Annotated in this window: 16 protein-coding genes; 13 read left to right on the top strand and 3 right to left on the bottom strand. The window is 52.4% G+C overall.

What is annotated here, in order from left to right; translation table 11 throughout:
• The first annotated feature begins 19 nt into the window (after nucleotides 1-19).
• The 11 genes from ndk to NNO08_RS19620 all read left to right on the top strand — a co-directional run bounded on the left by ndk (nucleotide 20) and on the right by NNO08_RS19620 (nucleotide 12,387).
• The gene (gene ndk / locus NNO08_RS19570) at nucleotides 20-451 is read left to right on the top strand and encodes a nucleoside-diphosphate kinase (RefSeq protein ID WP_003037710.1); all 432 of its coding nucleotides are present in this window, start codon (nucleotides 20-22) and stop codon (nucleotides 449-451) included.
• Between the two features lie 292 nt (nucleotides 452-743).
• Nucleotides 744-1,910 (top strand): bifunctional tRNA (adenosine(37)-C2)-methyltransferase TrmG/ribosomal RNA large subunit methyltransferase RlmN, encoded by a 1,167-nt coding sequence (locus tag NNO08_RS19575; protein WP_137384795.1) that lies wholly within the window; start codon nucleotides 744-746, stop codon nucleotides 1,908-1,910.
• A 285-nt stretch (nucleotides 1,911-2,195) separates the two neighbouring features.
• Nucleotides 2,196-3,188: a cytoskeleton protein RodZ gene (gene rodZ, locus NNO08_RS19580; protein WP_271448613.1), complete on the top strand. Its 993-nt coding sequence runs from the start codon at nucleotides 2,196-2,198 to the stop codon at nucleotides 3,186-3,188.
• A 26-nt stretch (nucleotides 3,189-3,214) separates the two neighbouring features.
• Nucleotides 3,215-4,333: a flavodoxin-dependent (E)-4-hydroxy-3-methylbut-2-enyl-diphosphate synthase gene (gene ispG / locus NNO08_RS19585; protein ID WP_016154000.1), complete on the top strand. Its 1,119-nt coding sequence runs from the start codon at nucleotides 3,215-3,217 to the stop codon at nucleotides 4,331-4,333.
• A 110-nt stretch (nucleotides 4,334-4,443) separates the two neighbouring features.
• Complete coding sequence (hisS, locus tag NNO08_RS19590; RefSeq protein WP_137384792.1) at nucleotides 4,444-5,718, top strand: histidine--tRNA ligase; 1,275 nt, start codon at nucleotides 4,444-4,446, stop codon at nucleotides 5,716-5,718.
• Nucleotides 5,719-5,731: 13 nt separating this feature from the next.
• Complete coding sequence (locus tag NNO08_RS19595) at nucleotides 5,732-6,352, top strand: YfgM family protein (protein ID WP_005120429.1); 621 nt, start codon at nucleotides 5,732-5,734, stop codon at nucleotides 6,350-6,352.
• A 10-nt stretch (nucleotides 6,353-6,362) separates the two neighbouring features.
• Nucleotides 6,363-7,541: an outer membrane protein assembly factor BamB gene (gene bamB / locus NNO08_RS19600; RefSeq protein WP_137384790.1), complete on the top strand. Its 1,179-nt coding sequence runs from the start codon at nucleotides 6,363-6,365 to the stop codon at nucleotides 7,539-7,541.
• Nucleotides 7,542-7,658: 117 nt separating this feature from the next.
• Nucleotides 7,659-9,131, top strand: a complete 1,473-nt coding sequence (der, locus tag NNO08_RS19605; RefSeq protein ID WP_271440698.1) for a ribosome biogenesis GTPase Der — start codon at nucleotides 7,659-7,661, stop codon at nucleotides 9,129-9,131.
• Nucleotides 9,132-9,431: 300 nt separating this feature from the next.
• Nucleotides 9,432-10,973, top strand: a complete 1,542-nt coding sequence (locus tag NNO08_RS19610; RefSeq protein WP_271440699.1) for a peptide MFS transporter — start codon at nucleotides 9,432-9,434, stop codon at nucleotides 10,971-10,973.
• A gap of 63 nt (nucleotides 10,974-11,036) precedes the next feature.
• Entirely contained in the window at nucleotides 11,037-12,119 is a 1,083-nt protein-coding gene (locus NNO08_RS19615; protein WP_271457380.1) for a Gfo/Idh/MocA family oxidoreductase, read from the top strand.
• A 52-nt stretch (nucleotides 12,120-12,171) separates the two neighbouring features.
• Entirely contained in the window at nucleotides 12,172-12,387 is a 216-nt protein-coding gene (locus tag NNO08_RS19620) for a zinc ribbon domain-containing protein (protein ID WP_271457381.1), read from the top strand.
• Here NNO08_RS19620 and xseA read toward each other — a convergent pair.
• The gene (gene xseA, locus NNO08_RS19625; protein ID WP_271457382.1) at nucleotides 12,384-13,757 is read right to left on the bottom strand and encodes an exodeoxyribonuclease VII large subunit; all 1,374 of its coding nucleotides are present in this window, start codon (nucleotides 13,755-13,757) and stop codon (nucleotides 12,384-12,386) included. The genes NNO08_RS19620 and xseA overlap by 4 nt on opposite strands.
• A 160-nt stretch (nucleotides 13,758-13,917) precedes the next feature.
• Here xseA and guaB point away from each other — a divergent pair, with 160 nt between their 5' ends.
• Entirely contained in the window at nucleotides 13,918-15,384 is a 1,467-nt protein-coding gene (gene guaB / locus NNO08_RS19630; RefSeq protein ID WP_048210934.1) for an IMP dehydrogenase, read from the top strand.
• Nucleotides 15,385-15,447: 63 nt separating this feature from the next.
• Nucleotides 15,448-17,025 (top strand): glutamine-hydrolyzing GMP synthase, encoded by a 1,578-nt coding sequence (gene guaA, locus NNO08_RS19635; protein ID WP_124021378.1) that lies wholly within the window; start codon nucleotides 15,448-15,450, stop codon nucleotides 17,023-17,025.
• Nucleotides 17,026-17,156: 131 nt separating this feature from the next.
• Here the strand turns inward: guaA and mscS are convergent, their stop codons facing one another.
• Together mscS and NNO08_RS19645 are read right to left on the bottom strand one after the other, a co-directional pair.
• Complete coding sequence (gene mscS, locus NNO08_RS19640) at nucleotides 17,157-18,035, bottom strand: small-conductance mechanosensitive channel MscS (protein WP_271442775.1); 879 nt, start codon at nucleotides 18,033-18,035, stop codon at nucleotides 17,157-17,159.
• A gap of 368 nt (nucleotides 18,036-18,403) precedes the next feature.
• Nucleotides 18,404-18,607: a YfgG family protein gene (locus NNO08_RS19645; RefSeq protein ID WP_071887371.1), complete on the bottom strand. Its 204-nt coding sequence runs from the start codon at nucleotides 18,605-18,607 to the stop codon at nucleotides 18,404-18,406.
• Nucleotides 18,608-18,739 lie beyond the last annotated feature (132 nt).

Raw genomic sequence — 18,739 nt, forward strand, 5'->3', positions numbered from 1 at the left:
TCTTTTTTCAGAGGTAATCATGGCTATTGAACGTACTTTTTCCATCATCAAACCAAACGCGGTGGCAAAAAACGTTATTGGGAGCATCTTTGCGCGCTTCGAAGCAGCAGGGTTCAAAATTGTCGGTACTAAAATGCTGCACCTGACCGTTGAGCAGGCGCGTGGTTTCTATGCTGAGCACGACGGCAAACCGTTCTTTGATGGCCTGGTTGAATTCATGACCTCCGGTCCGATCGTTGTTTCCGTTCTGGAAAGCGAAAACGCCGTACAGCGTCATCGCGATCTGCTGGGCGCTACCAACCCGGCGAACGCGCTGGCCGGTACGCTGCGTGCCGACTACGCTGACAGCTTCACCGAAAATGGTACCCACGGTTCCGATTCCGTCGAATCCGCAGCCCGTGAAATCGCCTATTTCTTTGGTGAGGGCGAGGTTTGCCCGCGCACTCGCTAATCTCCTGCGTCTTTCACGTCGCAGATGCGTTGGCAGCGTTCGTTTACCCCGGTCACATAGTTTTCTATGCTCCTGGATATGCTCGAACTTGCCACCTTCCTGCGACACGAAATCCTTTGGAGATATGAATTAGCGATTTACATATTATTTTCGCTAATGCTTCGTGCAAACGTGGCATCCCTGCGCCAGACTTTGTACAATGCAACGCCCCGGAAGAGCAGACCGCTTACCGGGGCGTTTCTTTTTAACCCTCCACGGGCCATAACGTGTAACAACGAGGCCGGAAAAAATTATGTCTGAATTAGTTAACACCTCTGAAGTCGTCATTGCTGCGGTTCCAAATAAAAATGGAAAAATTAACCTGCTGGATCTGAACCGTCAGCAGATGCGCGAATTCTTCAAAGAGATGGGCGAAAAGCCGTTTCGTGCCGATCAGGTCATGAAATGGATGTACCACTATTGCAGCGACAATTTTGATGACATGACTGACATCAATAAGGTGCTGCGCAACAAACTGAAAGAAGTGGCTGAAATTCGCGCCCCGGAAGTGGTGGAAGAGCAGCGTTCTTCTGATGGCACTATCAAATGGGCCATCGCGGTTGGCGATCAGCGTGTTGAAACGGTTTATATCCCGGAAGACGATCGCGCGACCCTGTGTGTTTCTTCACAGGTTGGTTGTGCATTAGAGTGTAAATTCTGCTCTACGGCGCAGCAGGGCTTTAACCGTAACCTGCGTGTGTCGGAAATCATTGGTCAGGTCTGGCGTGCGGCGAAAATCGTCGGCGCGGTGAAAGCTACAGGCGTACGTCCCATCACCAACGTGGTGATGATGGGGATGGGGGAGCCACTGCTTAACCTGACTAACGTCGTTCCGGCGATGGAAATTATGCTTGATGACTTCGGTTTCGGGTTGTCCAAGCGTCGCGTTACGCTGTCCACCTCAGGCGTTGTCCCTGCGCTGGATAAGTTGGGTGACATGATTGATGTCGCACTGGCGATTTCTCTGCATGCGCCAAATGATGAAATTCGTGACGAAATTGTACCTATCAACAAAAAGTACAATATCGAAACGTTCCTCGGGGCAGTGCGCCGCTATCTGGAGAAATCCAATGCGAACCAGGGCCGCGTGACCATCGAGTATGTCATGTTGGATCACATCAACGATGGCACTGAGCATGCTCATCAGCTTGCAGAACTGCTGAAAGACACGCCGTGTAAGATCAACCTGATTCCGTGGAACCCGTTCCCGGGCGCGCCGTATGGCCGTAGCTCTAACAGTCGTATCGATCGTTTCTCTAAAGTGTTGATGAGCTATGGTTTCACGACCATCGTGCGTAAAACACGTGGTGATGACATCGATGCAGCCTGTGGTCAGCTGGCGGGAGACGTTATCGACCGTACCAAGCGTACTCTGCGCAAGCGTATGCAGGGCGATGCTATCGATATCAAAACCGTTTGATGCCGAATGCACTACGGTATAAATAATGTACCGTAGTGCAATGTAAGTTACATAAGGTCCTTTGTTGTCGTCGTCTGATCAATAATAACGGTGCGTTTTAGTCGACTTTAAGGCAGTATGTAGCGGTGCAACAAGAGTTTAGACCCTCAGGTTTACGCTGTTTTGTCATTGATAGTCTGACCGTTTTATACTGTCTGACGAAGGTTAACTGACCAGATGTTTCGCGGTGTGGGTGAGCATTGTGGCTCGCCGGCGCCAGAACCCAAATTTACGCAGCTGTAGCGAATGAATACTGAAGCCACGCACGACAAAAATGAAGCACTATCCACCGGCGTTCGTCTGCGCAATGCCCGTGAACAACTCGGATTCAGCCAACAGGTGGTCGCGGAACGACTCTGCCTGAAGGTCTCCACGGTACGCGATATTGAAGAAGATAAGGCACCAGCCGATCTCGCTTCAACATTCCTGCGCGGGTATATCCGTTCTTATGCGCGTCTGGTGCATATTCCTGAAGAAGAACTGTTGCCAGGGCTGGAAAAACAGGCTCCGATTCGCCCTGCCAAAGTTGCGCCGATGCAGAGTTTTTCGCTCGGTAAGCGCCGCAAGAAGCGTGACGGCTGGCTAATGACCTTTACCTGGCTGGTACTGTTTGTCGTTGTCGGACTGACTGGTGCCTGGTGGTGGCAGAACCATAAAGCGCAGCAGGAAGAAATCACCACGATGGCCGATCAATCTTCCGCTGAACTGAATGCCGGTAAAGATAACGCGCAGAGCGTGCCGCTGGATACCAGCGCTGCCGCAAGCCAGGACAATACGCCGGCTCCGGATGATGGCGCAGTGGCTGATGCCGCTCAAACGCCGGATACTGCAGCGACCCCGGCGCCTGGCGCAGATCAAAATGCCGTTGTGGCTCCGTCTCAGGCCAATGTTGATACTGCAACGACCACACCTACTGCACCCGCGACAGCGGCGCCACTGCCGACTGACCAGGCGGGTGTAACAACGCCGACTGCCGATCCTAACGCGCTGGTGATGAATTTCACCGCTGACTGCTGGCTGGAAGTGACCGACGCAACCGGGAAAAAACTGTTTAGCGGCATGCAGCGTAAAGATGGCAATTTGAATCTGACCGGTCAGGCACCGTACAAACTGAAAATTGGTGCTCCGGCGGCAGTGCAGATTCAGTTCCAGGGTAAACCTGTCGACCTGAGTCGTTTTATCAGAACTAACCAGGTTGCGCGTCTGACCGTTAATGCCGAACAATCACCGGCTCAGTAACAGACGGCAATGCGGGAGATTTTTTAATGCATAATCAGGCTCCAATTCAACGTAGAAAATCGACACGCATTTACGTTGGGAACGTGCCGATCGGCGATGGGGCTCCCATCGCCGTACAGTCTATGACCAATACGCGTACCACGGATGTGGAAGCGACGGTTAATCAGATCAAAGCGCTGGAACGTGTAGGCGCAGATATTGTTCGCGTCTCTGTACCGACAATGGATGCTGCGGAAGCGTTCAAGCTTATCAAACAGCAGGTTAATGTCCCGCTGGTTGCCGATATTCACTTTGATTACCGTATTGCGCTGAAAGTGGCGGAATACGGTGTCGATTGTCTGCGTATCAACCCAGGTAACATCGGTAACGAAGAGCGTATTCGCATGGTTGTGGATTGCGCTCGTGATAAAAACATTCCTATCCGCATTGGTGTAAACGCCGGATCGCTGGAAAAAGATCTGCAGGAAAAATACGGTGAGCCGACGCCGCAGGCGCTTCTGGAATCTGCGATGCGTCATGTGGATCATCTCGATCGTCTGAACTTCGATCAGTTTAAAGTTAGCGTGAAAGCGTCTGATGTTTTCCTCGCTGTAGAATCTTATCGTCTGCTGGCAAAACAGATTGATCAACCGCTGCATCTGGGGATCACCGAAGCCGGTGGCGCACGTAGTGGTGCGGTAAAATCTGCGATCGGTCTGGGACTGCTGCTGTCAGAAGGCATCGGTGATACGCTGCGTGTTTCTCTGGCGGCAGATCCGGTTGAAGAGATCAAAGTGGGCTTTGATATTCTGAAATCACTGCGCATCCGTGCTCGCGGTATTAATTTTATCGCTTGCCCAACCTGCTCACGCCAGGAGTTCGACGTTATCGGTACCGTTAACGCGCTGGAGCAACGCCTGGAAGATATCATTACGCCAATGGACGTTTCGATCATCGGTTGCGTGGTAAACGGTCCTGGCGAAGCACTGGTTTCCACGCTGGGCGTAACGGGCGGCAACAAGAAAAGCGGCCTGTATGAAGACGGCGTGCGTAAAGACAGACTCGACAACGATGACATGATCACGCAGCTCGAAGCCCGTATTCGCGCCAAAGCGAGTATCCTGGACGAAGCGCGACGCATTGACGTGCAGCAGCTTGAAAAATAATAACGTGATGGGAAGCGGCGTGCTTCCCGTGTATGATTGAACCCGCATGGCGCCCGTATTATTCGGGTTAGCGCTGAGGGTTCATTTTTATATCCATAAAGAGAATAAACGTGGCAAAAAACATTCAAGCCATTCGCGGCATGAACGATTATCTGCCTGGCGAAACCGCCATCTGGCAGCGCATTGAAGGCACTCTCAAAAACGTGCTCGGCAGCTACGGTTACAGTGAAATCCGCTTGCCGATTGTAGAGCAGACCCCGTTATTCAAACGCGCGATCGGTGAAGTGACCGACGTCGTTGAAAAAGAGATGTATACCTTTGAGGACCGCAATGGCGATAGCCTGACCCTGCGTCCTGAAGGCACTGCGGGCTGCGTACGCGCCGGCATCGAACATGGTCTCCTGTACAATCAGGAACAGCGTCTGTGGTACATCGGGCCGATGTTCCGCCACGAACGTCCGCAAAAAGGTCGTTATCGTCAATTCCATCAGTTGGGTGTCGAAGTGTTTGGTCTGCAAGGCCCAGACATTGATGCTGAGCTGATTATGCTGACTGCCCGCTGGTGGCGTGCATTGGGTATTTCCCAGCATGTTAGCCTTGAGCTGAACTCTATTGGTTCGCTTGAAGCTCGTGCTAACTACCGTGATGCGCTGGTCGCCTACCTGGAACAGCACAAAGAAAAACTGGACGAAGATTGCAAGCGCCGCATGTACACCAACCCGCTGCGTGTTCTCGACTCCAAAAACCCGGACGTGCAGGCGCTGCTGAACGATGCCCCTGCACTGGGTGACTATCTTGATGATGATTCTCGCGAACATTTCGCGGGGCTGTGCAAACTGCTGGAATCCGCAGGTATTGCCTACACCGTTAATCAGCGTCTGGTTCGCGGCCTCGACTACTACAACCGTACCGTATTTGAGTGGGTAACCAACAGCCTGGGCTCACAGGGTACCGTCTGTGCAGGTGGTCGCTATGATGGTCTGGTTGAGCAACTTGGCGGTCGTGCCACGCCAGCGGTAGGCTTCGCTATGGGTCTGGAACGACTTGTTTTGTTAGTTCAGGCAGTTAATCCGGAATTTAACGCAGATCCTGTTGTCGATATATACCTGGTTGCGTCAGGTGCGGATACGCAGTCAGCCGCGATGCGGCTTGCTGAACGTCTGCGTGATGACGTTCCCGGTGTGAAATTGATGACTAACCACGGTGGCGGCAACTTTAAGAAACAGTTTGCTCGCGCCGATAAGTGGGGCGCCCGCGTTGCACTGGTACTGGGTGAGTCCGAAGTGGCTGACGGTACCGTTGTAGTGAAGGATTTGCGCTCTGGTGAGCAAACGGCAGTAGCGCAGGATAGCGTTGCCACGCATTTGCGCACTCTACTGGGCTAAGGAGAAGGACAGCGTGGAAATTTACGAGAACGAACACGACCAGGTTGATGCGGTAAAACGCTTCTTTGCTGAAAACGGCAAAGCGCTGGTTGTTGGGGTAATTTTAGGGGTTGGCGCGCTGGTCGGCTGGCGTTACTGGACCAGTCATCAGACGGAGTCCGCACGCTCTGCTTCTCTGGCATATCAAAATACGGTGACTGCGGTTAGCGCAGGTAAGCCTGATAGCATTCCTGCCGCAGAGAAATTTGCAGCGGAAAACAAAAACACCTATGGCGCGTTAGCGTCAATGGAACTGGCACAGCAGTTTGTTGACCAAAACGAACTAGAGAAAGCCGCGGCCCAGTTACAACAAGGCCTGGCCGCCACCAGCGATGAGAATCTCAAAGCGGTGCTTAATCTGCGTCTTGCTCGTGTTCAGGTTCAGCTTAAGCAGGCTGATACCGCGCTCAAAACACTTGATACCATTAAAGGTGAAGGGTGGGCGGCAATTGTGGCCGATCTGCGTGGTGAAGCGTTGCTGAGCAAAGGCGACAAACAAGGTGCGCGTAGCGCATGGGAAGCGGGTGTGAAAAGCGATGCCTCTCCTGCTCTGAGCGAAATGATGCAGATGAAAATCAATAATTTGTCCATCTGAGAGGGACCCGATGCAATTGCGTAAATTACTTCTGCCAGGGCTGCTTTCCGTTACCCTATTGAGCGGCTGTTCACTGTTTAGTGGCGAAGAAGATGTCGTTAAGATGTCCCCGTTACCGGTGGTTGAAAACCAGTTTACCCCGTCTACTGCCTGGAGCACTTCTGTAGGCAACGGTATTGGTGATTTCTACTCCAACCTTCATCCTGCGTTGGCGGATAACGTGGTCTATGCAGCCGATCGCGCAGGTGTGGTGAAAGCGCTGAACGCAGACGACGGCAAAGAAGTCTGGTCTGTTAATCTGGGTGAGAAAGACGGTTGGTTCTCCCGTGCATCTGCTCAGCTTTCTGGCGGTGTAACCGTGTCGGGCGGCCATGTTTATATTGGCAGCGAAAAAGCACAGGTTTATGCGCTTAACACCAGTGACGGTACAACGGCATGGCAAACGAAAGTTGCCGGTGAAGCGTTGTCTCGCCCGGTGGTGAGCGATGGCGTGGTATTGATCCATACCAGTAACGGTCAGTTGCAGGCATTGAACGAAGCTGACGGTGCCATCAAATGGACTGTGAACCTCGACATGCCATCACTTTCCTTACGTGGTGAATCCGCTCCGGCGACCGCCTTTGGCGCTGCGATTGTGGGTGGCGATAATGGTCGCGTAAGTGCCGTACTGATGCAGCAGGGCCAGATGATTTGGCAGCAGCGTATCTCTCAGGCCACTGGCCCAACCGAAATCGATCGTCTGAGTGATGTCGATACCACGCCGGTTATCGTCAATGGCGTAGTTTACGCGCTGGCTTATAATGGTAACCTGACGGCGCTGGATCTGCGCAGCGGCCAGATCATGTGGAAACGTGAGCTCGGTTCGGTGAATGATTTCATCGTTGATGGTAATCGTATCTATCTGGTTGATCAGAATGACCGTGTGCTGGCGCTGACGACCGATGGCGGCGTGACGCTGTGGACGCAAAGCGATCTGCTGCACCGTCTGCTGACGTCTCCGGCTCTGTATAACGGTAACCTGGTCGTAGGCGATAGCGAAGGCTACCTGCACTGGATTAACGTTGAAGATGGTCGCTTTGTCGCTCAGCAGAAAGTCGACAGCTCCGGTTTCCTGACCGAGCCGGTTTCTGCTGATGGTAAACTGCTGATCCAGGCGAAAGACGGTACGCTGTACTCCATTACGCGTTAATCGTCCTGCCGCTCGCTTTGAAAAACGGCTCCTGGTGCAGGGGCCGTTTTACTGTTTTTAACAATGGCGCAAAAATAGCGTCCGTTGTCTGATGATTTTTTAAATGAGGCTTTAAACATGGTACCTGTGGTCGCGCTTGTCGGGCGCCCTAACGTTGGCAAATCCACGTTATTTAACCGTCTAACTCGCACCCGAGATGCGCTGGTTGCGGATTTCCCGGGTCTGACTCGTGACCGTAAGTACGGTCGTGCGGAAATTGAAGGCCGCGAGTTTATCTGCATTGATACTGGCGGTATTGATGGCACCGAAGACGGTGTGGAAACCCGTATGGCGGAACAGTCGTTGCTGGCTATCGAAGAAGCAGACGTTGTGCTGTTCATGGTGGACGCGCGTGCTGGCCTGATGCCGGCAGATGAAGCCATTGCCAAGCATCTGCGTGCGCGCCAGAAACCAACCTTCCTCGTTGCCAACAAAACTGACGGACTCGATCCGGATCAGGCCGTTGTCGATTTCTATTCACTGGGACTGGGTGAAATTTACCCTATCGCGGCGTCTCACGGTCGTGGTGTCCTTAGCCTGCTGGAACACGTTCTGCTACCGTGGATGGACGATGTCGCGCCGCAGGAAGAAGTAGATGAAGATGCGGAATACTGGGCGAAACTGGAAGCCGAAGAAAACGGTGAAGAAGAGCCTGAAGATGATTTCAATCCACAGGATCTGCCCATCAAACTGGCCATTGTCGGGCGCCCGAACGTAGGTAAGTCCACACTGACTAACCGTATTCTCGGTGAAGACCGCGTTGTGGTCTACGATATGCCGGGGACCACGCGCGACAGTATTTATATTCCGATGGAACGTGATGAACGCGAATATGTGCTGATTGATACTGCGGGTGTACGTAAGCGCGGTAAAATTACCGAAGCGGTAGAAAAATTCTCCGTAATCAAAACGTTGCAGGCAATTGAAGATGCCAACGTGGTGATGCTGGTGATTGACGCACGCGAAGGGATCTCCGATCAGGACCTCTCGCTGCTGGGCTTTATCCTCAATAGTGGGCGCTCACTTGTTATTGTCGTCAACAAATGGGACGGCCTGACGCAGGAAGTGAAAGAACAGGTAAAAGAGACCCTGGACTTCCGCCTGGGCTTTATCGATTTTGCCCGCGTTCACTTTATTTCCGCGCTGCACGGCAGCGGCGTAGGCAACCTGTTCGAATCCGTGCGCGAAGCGTATGACAGCTCAACCCGCCGCGTTAGCACCGCGATGCTGACCCGCATTATGACCATGGCGGTAGAAGACCATCAGCCGCCGCTGGTGCGTGGTCGCCGTGTGAAGCTTAAGTATGCTCACGCCGGTGGTTATAACCCGCCGATTGTGGTGATTCACGGTAACCAGGTGAAAGACCTGCCGGATTCATACAAGCGCTATCTGATGAACTACTTCCGCAAATCACTGGAAGTAATGGGGACGCCAATCCGTATTCAGTTCAAAGAAGGGGAAAACCCGTTTGCGAACAAACGTAATACACTGACACCAACGCAGATGCGTAAGCGTAAGCGTTTGATTAAGCACATCAAAAAAAGCAAGTAACCCTTGCTGATGGCGATAGAGGCCCGCGTAAATCGCGGGCTTTTTTTCGCCCTTTTTTAGTCTGTACCTGTCTGTTTGCTGTCAATGACTATTCGCTTTTTACCAAGTTTAAATCTAAGAAAGTAGACAATTGTCGAATTTTCATCTTAAAGTCACCCGGTTGGTACTAGACAAAACTACTGTCAGGTTATCAAATGGTTAAATAAATCTTCGCCGTATGTAAAAAATCGACCAGCTACGTAACTGGCCGGCGTACATCACGGTGTTTACAAGCACACGACATATTTTTTCGGGAGAATTATGCAATCCTCTGTTAATCAAAAAGAAAGCCGAACGTTCTTCGGTCATCCTTATCCGCTCGGCTCATTGTTCTTCACTGAGATGTGGGAGCGTTTTTCGTTTTATGGCATTCGTCCGTTACTGATCCTGTTTATGGCTGCTACCGTTTATGACGGCGGTATGGGGCTGGCGCGTGAAAATGCATCGGCAATTGTCGGTATTTTTGCCGGTACGATGTACCTTGCCGCGCTGCCGGGCGGTTGGCTGGCGGATAACTGGCTCGGTCAGCAAAGAGCTGTCTGGTATGGCTCTATCCTGATTGCCCTTGGCCATCTGTCGATTGCGCTCTCTGCCATCATGGGTGACAACCTGTTCTTTATCGGCCTGATGTTTATCGTGCTCGGCTCAGGTCTGTTCAAGACCTGTATCTCGGTAATGGTTGGGACGCTGTATAAAAAAGGCGATGCGCGTCGTGATGGCGGTTTCTCGCTGTTCTACATGGGTATCAATATGGGCTCCTTCATTGCTCCGTTGATCTCCGGGTGGCTGATTAAGTCTCATGGCTGGCATTGGGGTTTTGGTATCGGTGGCATTGGGATGCTGGTCGCGTTGATTATCTTCCGCGTGTTTGCCGTTCCGGCGATGAAGCGCTACGACAGCGAAGTCGGGCTGGACTCTACCTGGAACAGCCCGGTAGTCAAAAGAAAGGGCGTAGGCACGTGGTTGTTGGCGCTGGCGGTAGGTGTGGCAGTCATTGTTACCCTGATAGCTCAAGGTGTGATTGTGATTAACCCGGTCGCGGTAGCCAGCGTGTTGGTGTATGTGATTGCGGCATCCGTAGCCCTCTACTTCATCTACCTGTTTGTATTTGCTGGGCTGAACCGTAAAGAGCGCGCCAGATTGTTGGTCTGCTTTATTCTGCTGGTTTCCGCTGCCTTCTTCTGGTCGGCATTTGAGCAAAAGCCAACGTCGTTTAACCTGTTCGCTAACGACTACACTAACCGTATGATCGGCGATTTTGAAATCCCGGCTGTCTGGTTCCAGTCGATTAACGCGCTGTTTATCATTCTGCTGGCCCCGGTCTTTAGCTGGGCGTGGCCGAAGCTTGCCAGCATGAATATTCGCCCGAGCAGTATCACTAAATTTGTTATCGGTATTCTGTGTGCCGCAGCGGGTTTTGGCCTGATGATGCTGGCAGCACAAAACGTGCTGAATAATGGCGGTGCAGGCGTTTCTCCTTTCTGGCTGGTGGGCAGTATCCTGATGCTGACACTTGGTGAACTGTGCCTGAGTCCGATTGGCCTGGCGACAATGACGCTGCTGGCACCGGAAAGAATGCGCGGTCAGATGATGGGACTGTGGTTCTGCGCAAGTGCACTGGGTAACCTGGCCGCGGGCCTGATCGGCGGCCACGTGAAAGCCGATCAGCTGGATATGCTGCCGGATCTGTTTGCACGTTGTTCCATCGCGTTGATAATCTGTGCTGCGGTACTGATAGTCCTCATTGTTCCGGTACGCCGTATGCTGGAGAATGCACAGACTAAACCGGTTACCAGCGCCTGATAACACCTCGATATTGCCGGGGCGGGCATTCTGCTCCGGCAATTCAATCTACGAGGTAAGAGTATGCTGTTAGGGTTTGTGGGGCTTGGCGCGGTGGTTGAAACGGCATACTTGCCCGCATTACGTCACATGTTCGGTGATTCACTCCGCTGTGTGGGATTTGATGTGCAACCCGCAAAACAGCCTGCAGATGTGACACGCTGCGCATCGCTTGCTGAACTTCTTGCAACACCGCTTGATACCCTGTTTATCACCACCGCATCCCTGCACCATCTTGAAGTGCTGGAACAGGCGCTCGCTTCGCCCATCGCACGTATCGTGGTCGAAAAACCGATTGTCGCCACGCTTTCCCAAATTGAAAAACTGAAAATGCTGCTGGTTCAACCCGGCGTCGCTGATCGTGTACTGGCGCTAGACCACTGGATGGCGCGTAATGGCGCAATGCAGCTGGCATTGGGGAAACTCGGAGCGTTGTGGCTGGGCGATAACCCACAACCGGCACTGGTTACCCACTTTTCGGACATTGTTAAAATTGAAGGATTCTTGCAGGAGCCAAGCGGGATTAACACCGCCGGGGAACCTGTCGCGCTCAACTTTGCCACCGGTGAGCCGGATGCGCGCGAGCTTCGACACCCGGATGGTGTGATTCTGGATATAGGTACGCATGTGCTGGCAATGTTGCGTGAAACGGTTCGCTACCTCGGGGGAAGTGATGAGATGGTGCTGCAGGTGATAACCGCGAAAGACCGTCTGGGGCGTGATATCTCCCGCGGTGACCTGACCACGGCAGAAGGTGAAGCTCATCTTCAGGGGCAGATTAGCGGTATTCCGCTGGATATCTGGCTCAACAAATATGCGGGACCTGCGGGAGGGCAAAAAGGTCTGCGCCTGTATCTGAGAGATGGGCGAATCATTAGCCATGACCGGCGCGGTGCAGAAGATGTGCTGGAACTTATTGAGGGCGATACTGTTTTGCGCTGGAGTCTTGCGGGGGCGGTTTATGCGCACTGCCTGGCAGAGCATATCCTGGGGGGGCAAAGTTTGTTTGAACGTAGCCCGCAGGAAGTCGGGCGGACAACGCAGCGCCGACTGGAAGAAGTGGAGCGCTTGTTAATGCTACAGCAGCAGTTGCGCGGGCAACATTAAGTGCACCGTGTTAACATCAGGGTAGTAATGAATTCCCCGTACAGGAGTCACCATGTCTATTATCTGCCCTGATTGTCATACTTCGCTGGAGCCTCAAAACGGCGTGGCATATTGCGAAAACTGTAATAAAGATATTCTGCTTGAAGCGCATTGCCCGGAGTGCCATCAGCCGCTGCAGGTGTTAAAAGCCTGCGGTGCGGTCGATTATTTCTGCCAGAATGGGCACGGGCTTATCTCTAAGAAACGCGTGGCGTTTGCGCCGGTTTAATCCGGCTTTTTCTTACGCGTTTTCTTTGCCGCCGTCACGCCTTTCACTTCACTCTCTACCCAACCATCTGACAGTCGGGTCGTGAGCACGTCACCGGCCTTCACCTGTTTGGTCTGCTTCAGCACGTTGCCGTCCGTCGCAGTAGTGACGCTATAGCCGCGTGCCAGCGTAGAAAGCGGACTTACGGCTTCAAGATGCGTCACCACATTACCAAAACGTTCTCTCCGCTCGCTTAAACGCGCACGGATATTCTCCGCCAGACGATACTCCAGTTGCTGAATACGGGTTTGTGCCCGATAAATGCGCGACTCTGGGTTTTGTTGGTTAAGGCGTTGACGTACGCGCTGCTGGCGCTGATTGGCCTGCTTAATCTTATTCTCAAGTGCGACGTTCATTCTCTGCCGCAGCCGTTCCAGCACTGTCTGCTGGCGTGCCAGACGCAACTGAGGGTGCTGTTGTTGCAAGCGATGATGGATCTGGGTAAAGCGACGGGTACGGTTGGCAAGGTAGTAATCCATCGCCATTCCCAGGCGTTGCTGTACAGATTGAATCTGGCGTAACAGCTCCTGTTGATTGCGGCTGACAATTTCGGCAGCCGCAGACGGCGTAGGCGCACGCAAGTCGCCGACGAAGTCAGCGATAGTGACATCGGTTTCATGGCCGACGGCGCTAACGACCGGTATGGCGCTGTTAAATATTGCCCGCGCCACGCGTTCGTCGTTAAAGCTCCATAAATCTTCCAGCGATCCGCCGCCACGCCCGACGATTAAAACATCGCACTCCTGACGTGCGTTAGCCAGTTCAATGGCGCGTACGATCTGGGCTGGTGCATCATCACCCTGCACGGCGGTTGGGTAAATTATCACGGGCAGGGAAGGGTCACGACGCTTCAGAACATGGAGGATATCATGCAGCGCAGCCCCGGTTTTCGAGGTGATCACCCCGACGCAATGGGCCGGTGAAGGCAACGGTTGTTTGTATTGCTGATCGAACAACCCCTCAGCCTGTAATTTGGCCTTCAGCTGTTCATATTTTTGCTGTAACAAACCTTCGCCCGCAGGCTGCATGCTCTCGACGATTATCTGGTAGTCGCCGCGCGGCTCGTACAGCGTAATGTTGGCGCGTACCAGCACTTGCTGTCCATGCTGCGGGCGGAAGGTTACCCGGCGGTTACTGTTGCGGAACATCGCGCAGCGTACCTGGGCGGTGTCATCTTTAAGCGTGAAATACCAGTGGCCTGACGAGGGCTGGGTGAAATTCGAGATTTCGCCGCTGATCCACACGTGTCCCATTTCCTGCTCAAGCAGCAGACGAACCGTCTGGTTTAGGCGGCTTACGGTAAAAATTGAGGTGGTTTGAGAGGATAACATGTGAGCGGGATCAAATTCTAAATCAGCAGGTTATTCAATCGAAAGTAACATGCTCACAGAGGAGCGCAAGGTTTTTTTGCAAAAAAGTGTGGATGCAATCGGTTACGCTCTGTATAATGCCGCGGCAATATTTAATAACCTCCCAGGTGAGATATTGCCCATGCTACGTATCGCTAAAGAAGCCCTGACGTTTGACGACGTCCTCCTCGTTCCCGCTCATTCTACCGTTCTGCCGAATACAGCTGACCTCAGCACGCAATTGACGAAAACCATTCGCCTGAACATTCCTATGCTCTCTGCGGCAATGGACACCGTGACGGAAGCACGCCTGGCAATTGCCCTGGCTCAGGAAGGCGGCATCGGTTTTATCCACAAAAACATGTCCATTGAGCGCCAGGCTGAAGAAGTTAAACGTGTGAAAAAACACGAATCTGGCGTGGTGACCGATCCACAGACCGTACTGCCAACCACCACGCTGCGTGAAGTGAAAGAACTGACCGAGCGTAATGGCTTTGCAGGCTACCCGGTTGTAACGGAAGACAACGAACTGGTCGGTATCATCACTGGCCGTGACGTACGCTTTGTTACCGACCTTAGCCAGCCGGTTAGCGTTTACATGACGCCGAAAGAGCGTCTGGTAACCGTACGCGAAGGTGAAGCGCGTGATGTTGTGTTTGCAAAAATGCACGAAAAACGTGTTGAGAAAGCGCTGGTTGTTGATGACAGCTTCCATCTTCTCGGCATGATCACCGTAAAAGATTTCCAGAAAGCAGAACGTAAACCTAACGCCTGTAAAGATGAGCATGGTCGTCTGCGCGTGGGTGCTGCGGTTGGTGCAGGCGCAGGTAATGAAGAGCGTGTTGATGCGCTGGTTGCCGCCGGTGTTGATGTTTTGCTGATCGACTCCTCTCATGGCCACTCTGAAGGCGTTCTGCAGCGTATCCGCGAAACACGTGCAAAATACCCTGATCTGCAGATCATCGGCGGTAACGTTGCTACGGGTGCAGGCGCGCGCGCTCTGGCCGAAGCAGGCTGTAGCGCGGTTAAAGTCGGTATCGGTCCTGGCTCAATCTGTACTACCCGTATCGTTACCGGTGTGGGTGTTCCGCAGATTACCGCCGTTTCTGATGCGGTTGCAGCACTGGAAGGGACAGGCATTCCGGTTATCGCCGACGGCGGTATTCGTTTCTCTGGCGATATTGCTAAAGCGATTGCTGCAGGTGCTGCTGCTGTCATGGTGGGTTCTATGCTGGCAGGTACCGAAGAGTCTCCGGGGGAAATCGAACTGTACCAGGGGCGTTCTTACAAGTCTTACCGTGGTATGGGGTCCCTGGGTGCGATGTCCAAAGGTTCTTCTGACCGTTATTTCCAGAGCGATAACGCTGCTGACAAACTGGTTCCGGAAGGTATCGAAGGTCGTGTGGCGTATAAAGGTCGCCTGAAAGAGATCATTCACCAGCAGATGGGCGGCCTGCGCTCCTGTATGGGTCTGACCGGCTGTGGTACTATCGACGCGCTGCGTACTCAGGCTGAATTTGTCCGTATCAGCGGTGCGGGTATTCAGGAAAGTCACGTTCACGATGTGACCATCACCAAAGAGTCCCCTAACTACCGCATGGGCTCCTGATAAGTTTCCGCGCCCGGCTCTATGCCGGGCGAATTTGTTTCACTTGCCTCGGAATTAGCGTCAATGACAGACAATATTCATAAACATCGCATTCTCATCCTCGATTTCGGATCGCAGTACACTCAACTGGTTGCACGCCGCGTACGTGAACTGGGCGTCTACTGTGAACTGTGGGCATGGGATGTTACGGAAGCACAAATTCGCGAATTCAACCCAAGCGGTATTATTCTTTCCGGTGGTCCGGAAAGTACCACCGAAGCAAACAGCCCACGTGCACCAGAGTACGTGTTCAATGCTGGCGTGCCGGTCTTTGGTGTGTGCTATGGCATGCAGACCATGGCAATGCAACTGGGTGGACATGTTGAAGGTTCTAACGAGCGTGAGTTCGGTTATGCACAGGTTGAAGTCCAGACCGATAGCGCGCTGATCCGTGGTATCGAAGACTCCCTGACTGCAGAAGGCAAACCTTTGCTGGACGTATGGATGAGCCACGGCGATAAAGTGACTGCTATCCCGGAAGGTTTTGTTACCGTTGCCAGCACCGACAGTTGCCCGTTCGCCATCATGGCACATGAAGAAAAACGCTTCTACGGTGTGCAGTTCCACCCGGAAGTCACCCATACCCGTCAGGGTATGCGCATGCTGGAGCGCTTTGTGCGTGACATCTGCCAGTGTGAAGCGCTGTGGACGCCGGAAAAAATCATCGACGACGCTGTTGCACGTATTCGTGAGCAGGTTGGTAATGACAAAGTGATCCTCGGTCTGTCCGGTGGCGTTGACTCCTCCGTTACCGCAATGCTGCTGCACCGCGCAATTGGCAAAAACCTGACCTGTGTCTTCGTGGATAACGGTCTGCTGCGTCTGAACGAAGCTCAGCAGGTGATGGATATGTTCGGCGATCACTTCGGCCTGAATATTGTTCACGTGGAAGGCGAGCAACGCTTCCTCGACGCGTTGAAAGGCGAGAACGATCCGGAAGCCAAACGTAAGATCATCGGCCGCGTGTTCGTTGAAGTATTCGACGAAGAAGCGCTGAAGCTGGAAGACGTTAAATGGCTGGCGCAGGGAACTATCTACCCTGACGTGATCGAATCCGCTGCTTCGGCAACCGGTAAAGCGCACGTCATCAAATCTCACCACAACGTGGGTGGCCTGCCGAAAGAGATGAAGATGGGCCTGGTTGAACCGTTGCGTGAACTGTTCAAAGACGAAGTGCGCAAAATTGGTCTGGAACTGGGTCTCCCGTATGACATGCTGTACCGCCACCCATTCCCGGGGCCTGGGCTCGGTGTTCGCGTGCTGGGCGAAGTGAAGAAAGAGTACTGCGATTTGCTGCGTCGTGCGGATGCTATCTTCATCGAAGAACTGCACAAAGCTGACCTGTACAACAAAGTAAGTCAGGCGTTCACCGTATTCCTGCCGGTTCGTTCCGTTGGCGTAATGGGCGATGGCCGTAAGTATGACTGGGTTGTCTCCCTGCGTGCTGTAGAAACCATCGACTTTATGACCGCGCATTGGGCACACCTGCCGTATGACTTCCTGGGCCGCGTTTCCAACCGCATCATCAACGAAGTTAACGGTATCTCCCGCGTCGTGTATGACATCAGCGGTAAGCCACCAGCGACGATTGAGTGGGAATAATTCCTCTCCCTGTTATCGGCTTCTGAGCCAATAACATGTAAAAAGCCCTCTGTAAATCAGGGGGCTTTTTATTATCTATGGCCGGGAAATTGAATTCAGGACAATATGAATGCCGCCTATTCTGTAGGGGGTTAATCAACCAACTGCAACTGTGGCTGCGTTTTGGATGCAACATTCTCCACACGAATATCCATCTGCGGATAGGGCAGGTCGATATGGTTGTCGTCCAGCGCTTCTTTAATACTTTCCAGCAGGTCGTAATAGGTGTTCCAGTACTCAGCATTGCGTACCCATACACGAACATAAAAGTTCAGCGATGAGGCGCCAAGCTCTCCCAGGCGCACGGTCACACCACGCTTCTGATCTATACGACGATCCTGTTCGATGATCCGATTGATAACGCGTTTGACATCAGCAATGCGGCTCTGATAACCAACGCCAATGACCAGATCGATACGGCGAAACGGGTGGCGAGAATAGTTAATGATGTTATCGGAAATGATCTTACCGTTTGGGATCACCACTTCTTTGCTGTCGGCGGTGAGAAGCGTGGTGGAGAAAATGTGGACCTTTTCTACCGTTCCGGTAACAGCGCCAATCTGTACGACTTCCCCGGCGCGAAATGGACGTAGGGAGACCAACAAGACGCCTGCGGCAAAGTTGGATAACGACCCCTGTAACGCCAGGCCGACGGCCAATCCCGCAGCACCAATAACCGCAATAATGGATGATGTTTCTATACCGACGCGACCCAGTGCGGCGACAACGAAAAAGGCGAGGGTAATGTAACGGACGAGAGCAGTGAAGAACTGGATGATGGTGATGTCGACTTTTCGCTTGAGGAGTAATTTTTCCAGCCCGCGGGAGAGCAGGCGAGAGATAAATTTACCGACAAACAACAAAATGACGGCAGCGACGATGTTCCAGCCAAATTGAATTACCGCATCACTGTGCCCGGCAAGCCATTCAAGACCAGTACGTATTTTGGGAAATAATGTAAAACTACTCATGGTATGACCCTGTAGTATTAACAAATGTTAGAAATTCAAATAAACAATTAATTTTTTATACAAAATATTAATGCGTAGGCCGCTGATATTTTTTGAGGATATTAATTAGCGGTTATTTGAGCTGTGTATGTCTTTTTATGTGCAGTAAAGGCGAACGTAAAAAAACAGCGCAAATGGTGCGGTGAAGTGGAAGGAAAAGATTGTGTAATTGTGCGGAACGTCGCAGGCATATCCAATACAGCAGTCTGTGTTGTTGGCTGGATAGGGCGAAAAATGTTCGCTCAAATCCCTTACCGGATGGTTAAACATCAGGCGATTAGCCATCCGGTAAGGAATCTTAAGACAGGGGGGATCACAGATACGAGCGTTCAGCGTTCGTCAGTTTGTGCAGGAGAAGTCTGTTGCGGCAAGGTGGTCTGCTGGGATTCTTTCTTGTCCTGGTGGTGGTGCCACGCACCGATAGCAGAGTAGACGAAGCGTCCGAAGAAGAAGATGAAGCTGATAAGCAGTACGATCCGGATCATGCGACTGTTAAATCGGTGTCGTTTGCGTAGGCTGGTAACCTGGCTCACAAAAGGTTCCTTAAAGTGTACCCAACCAGTGGGCGATACTTACATTAAGGCACACTAAGAGGGAATGGTCAATTCTTCGTTATGTAAAATTGCATCATGGGTTTTATCCCCTTATGTTATGGAAATTAATAT

The sequence above is a fragment of the Citrobacter sp. Igbk 17 genome (assembly GCF_028069775.1).
Taxonomy (GTDB): domain Bacteria; phylum Pseudomonadota; class Gammaproteobacteria; order Enterobacterales; family Enterobacteriaceae; genus Citrobacter.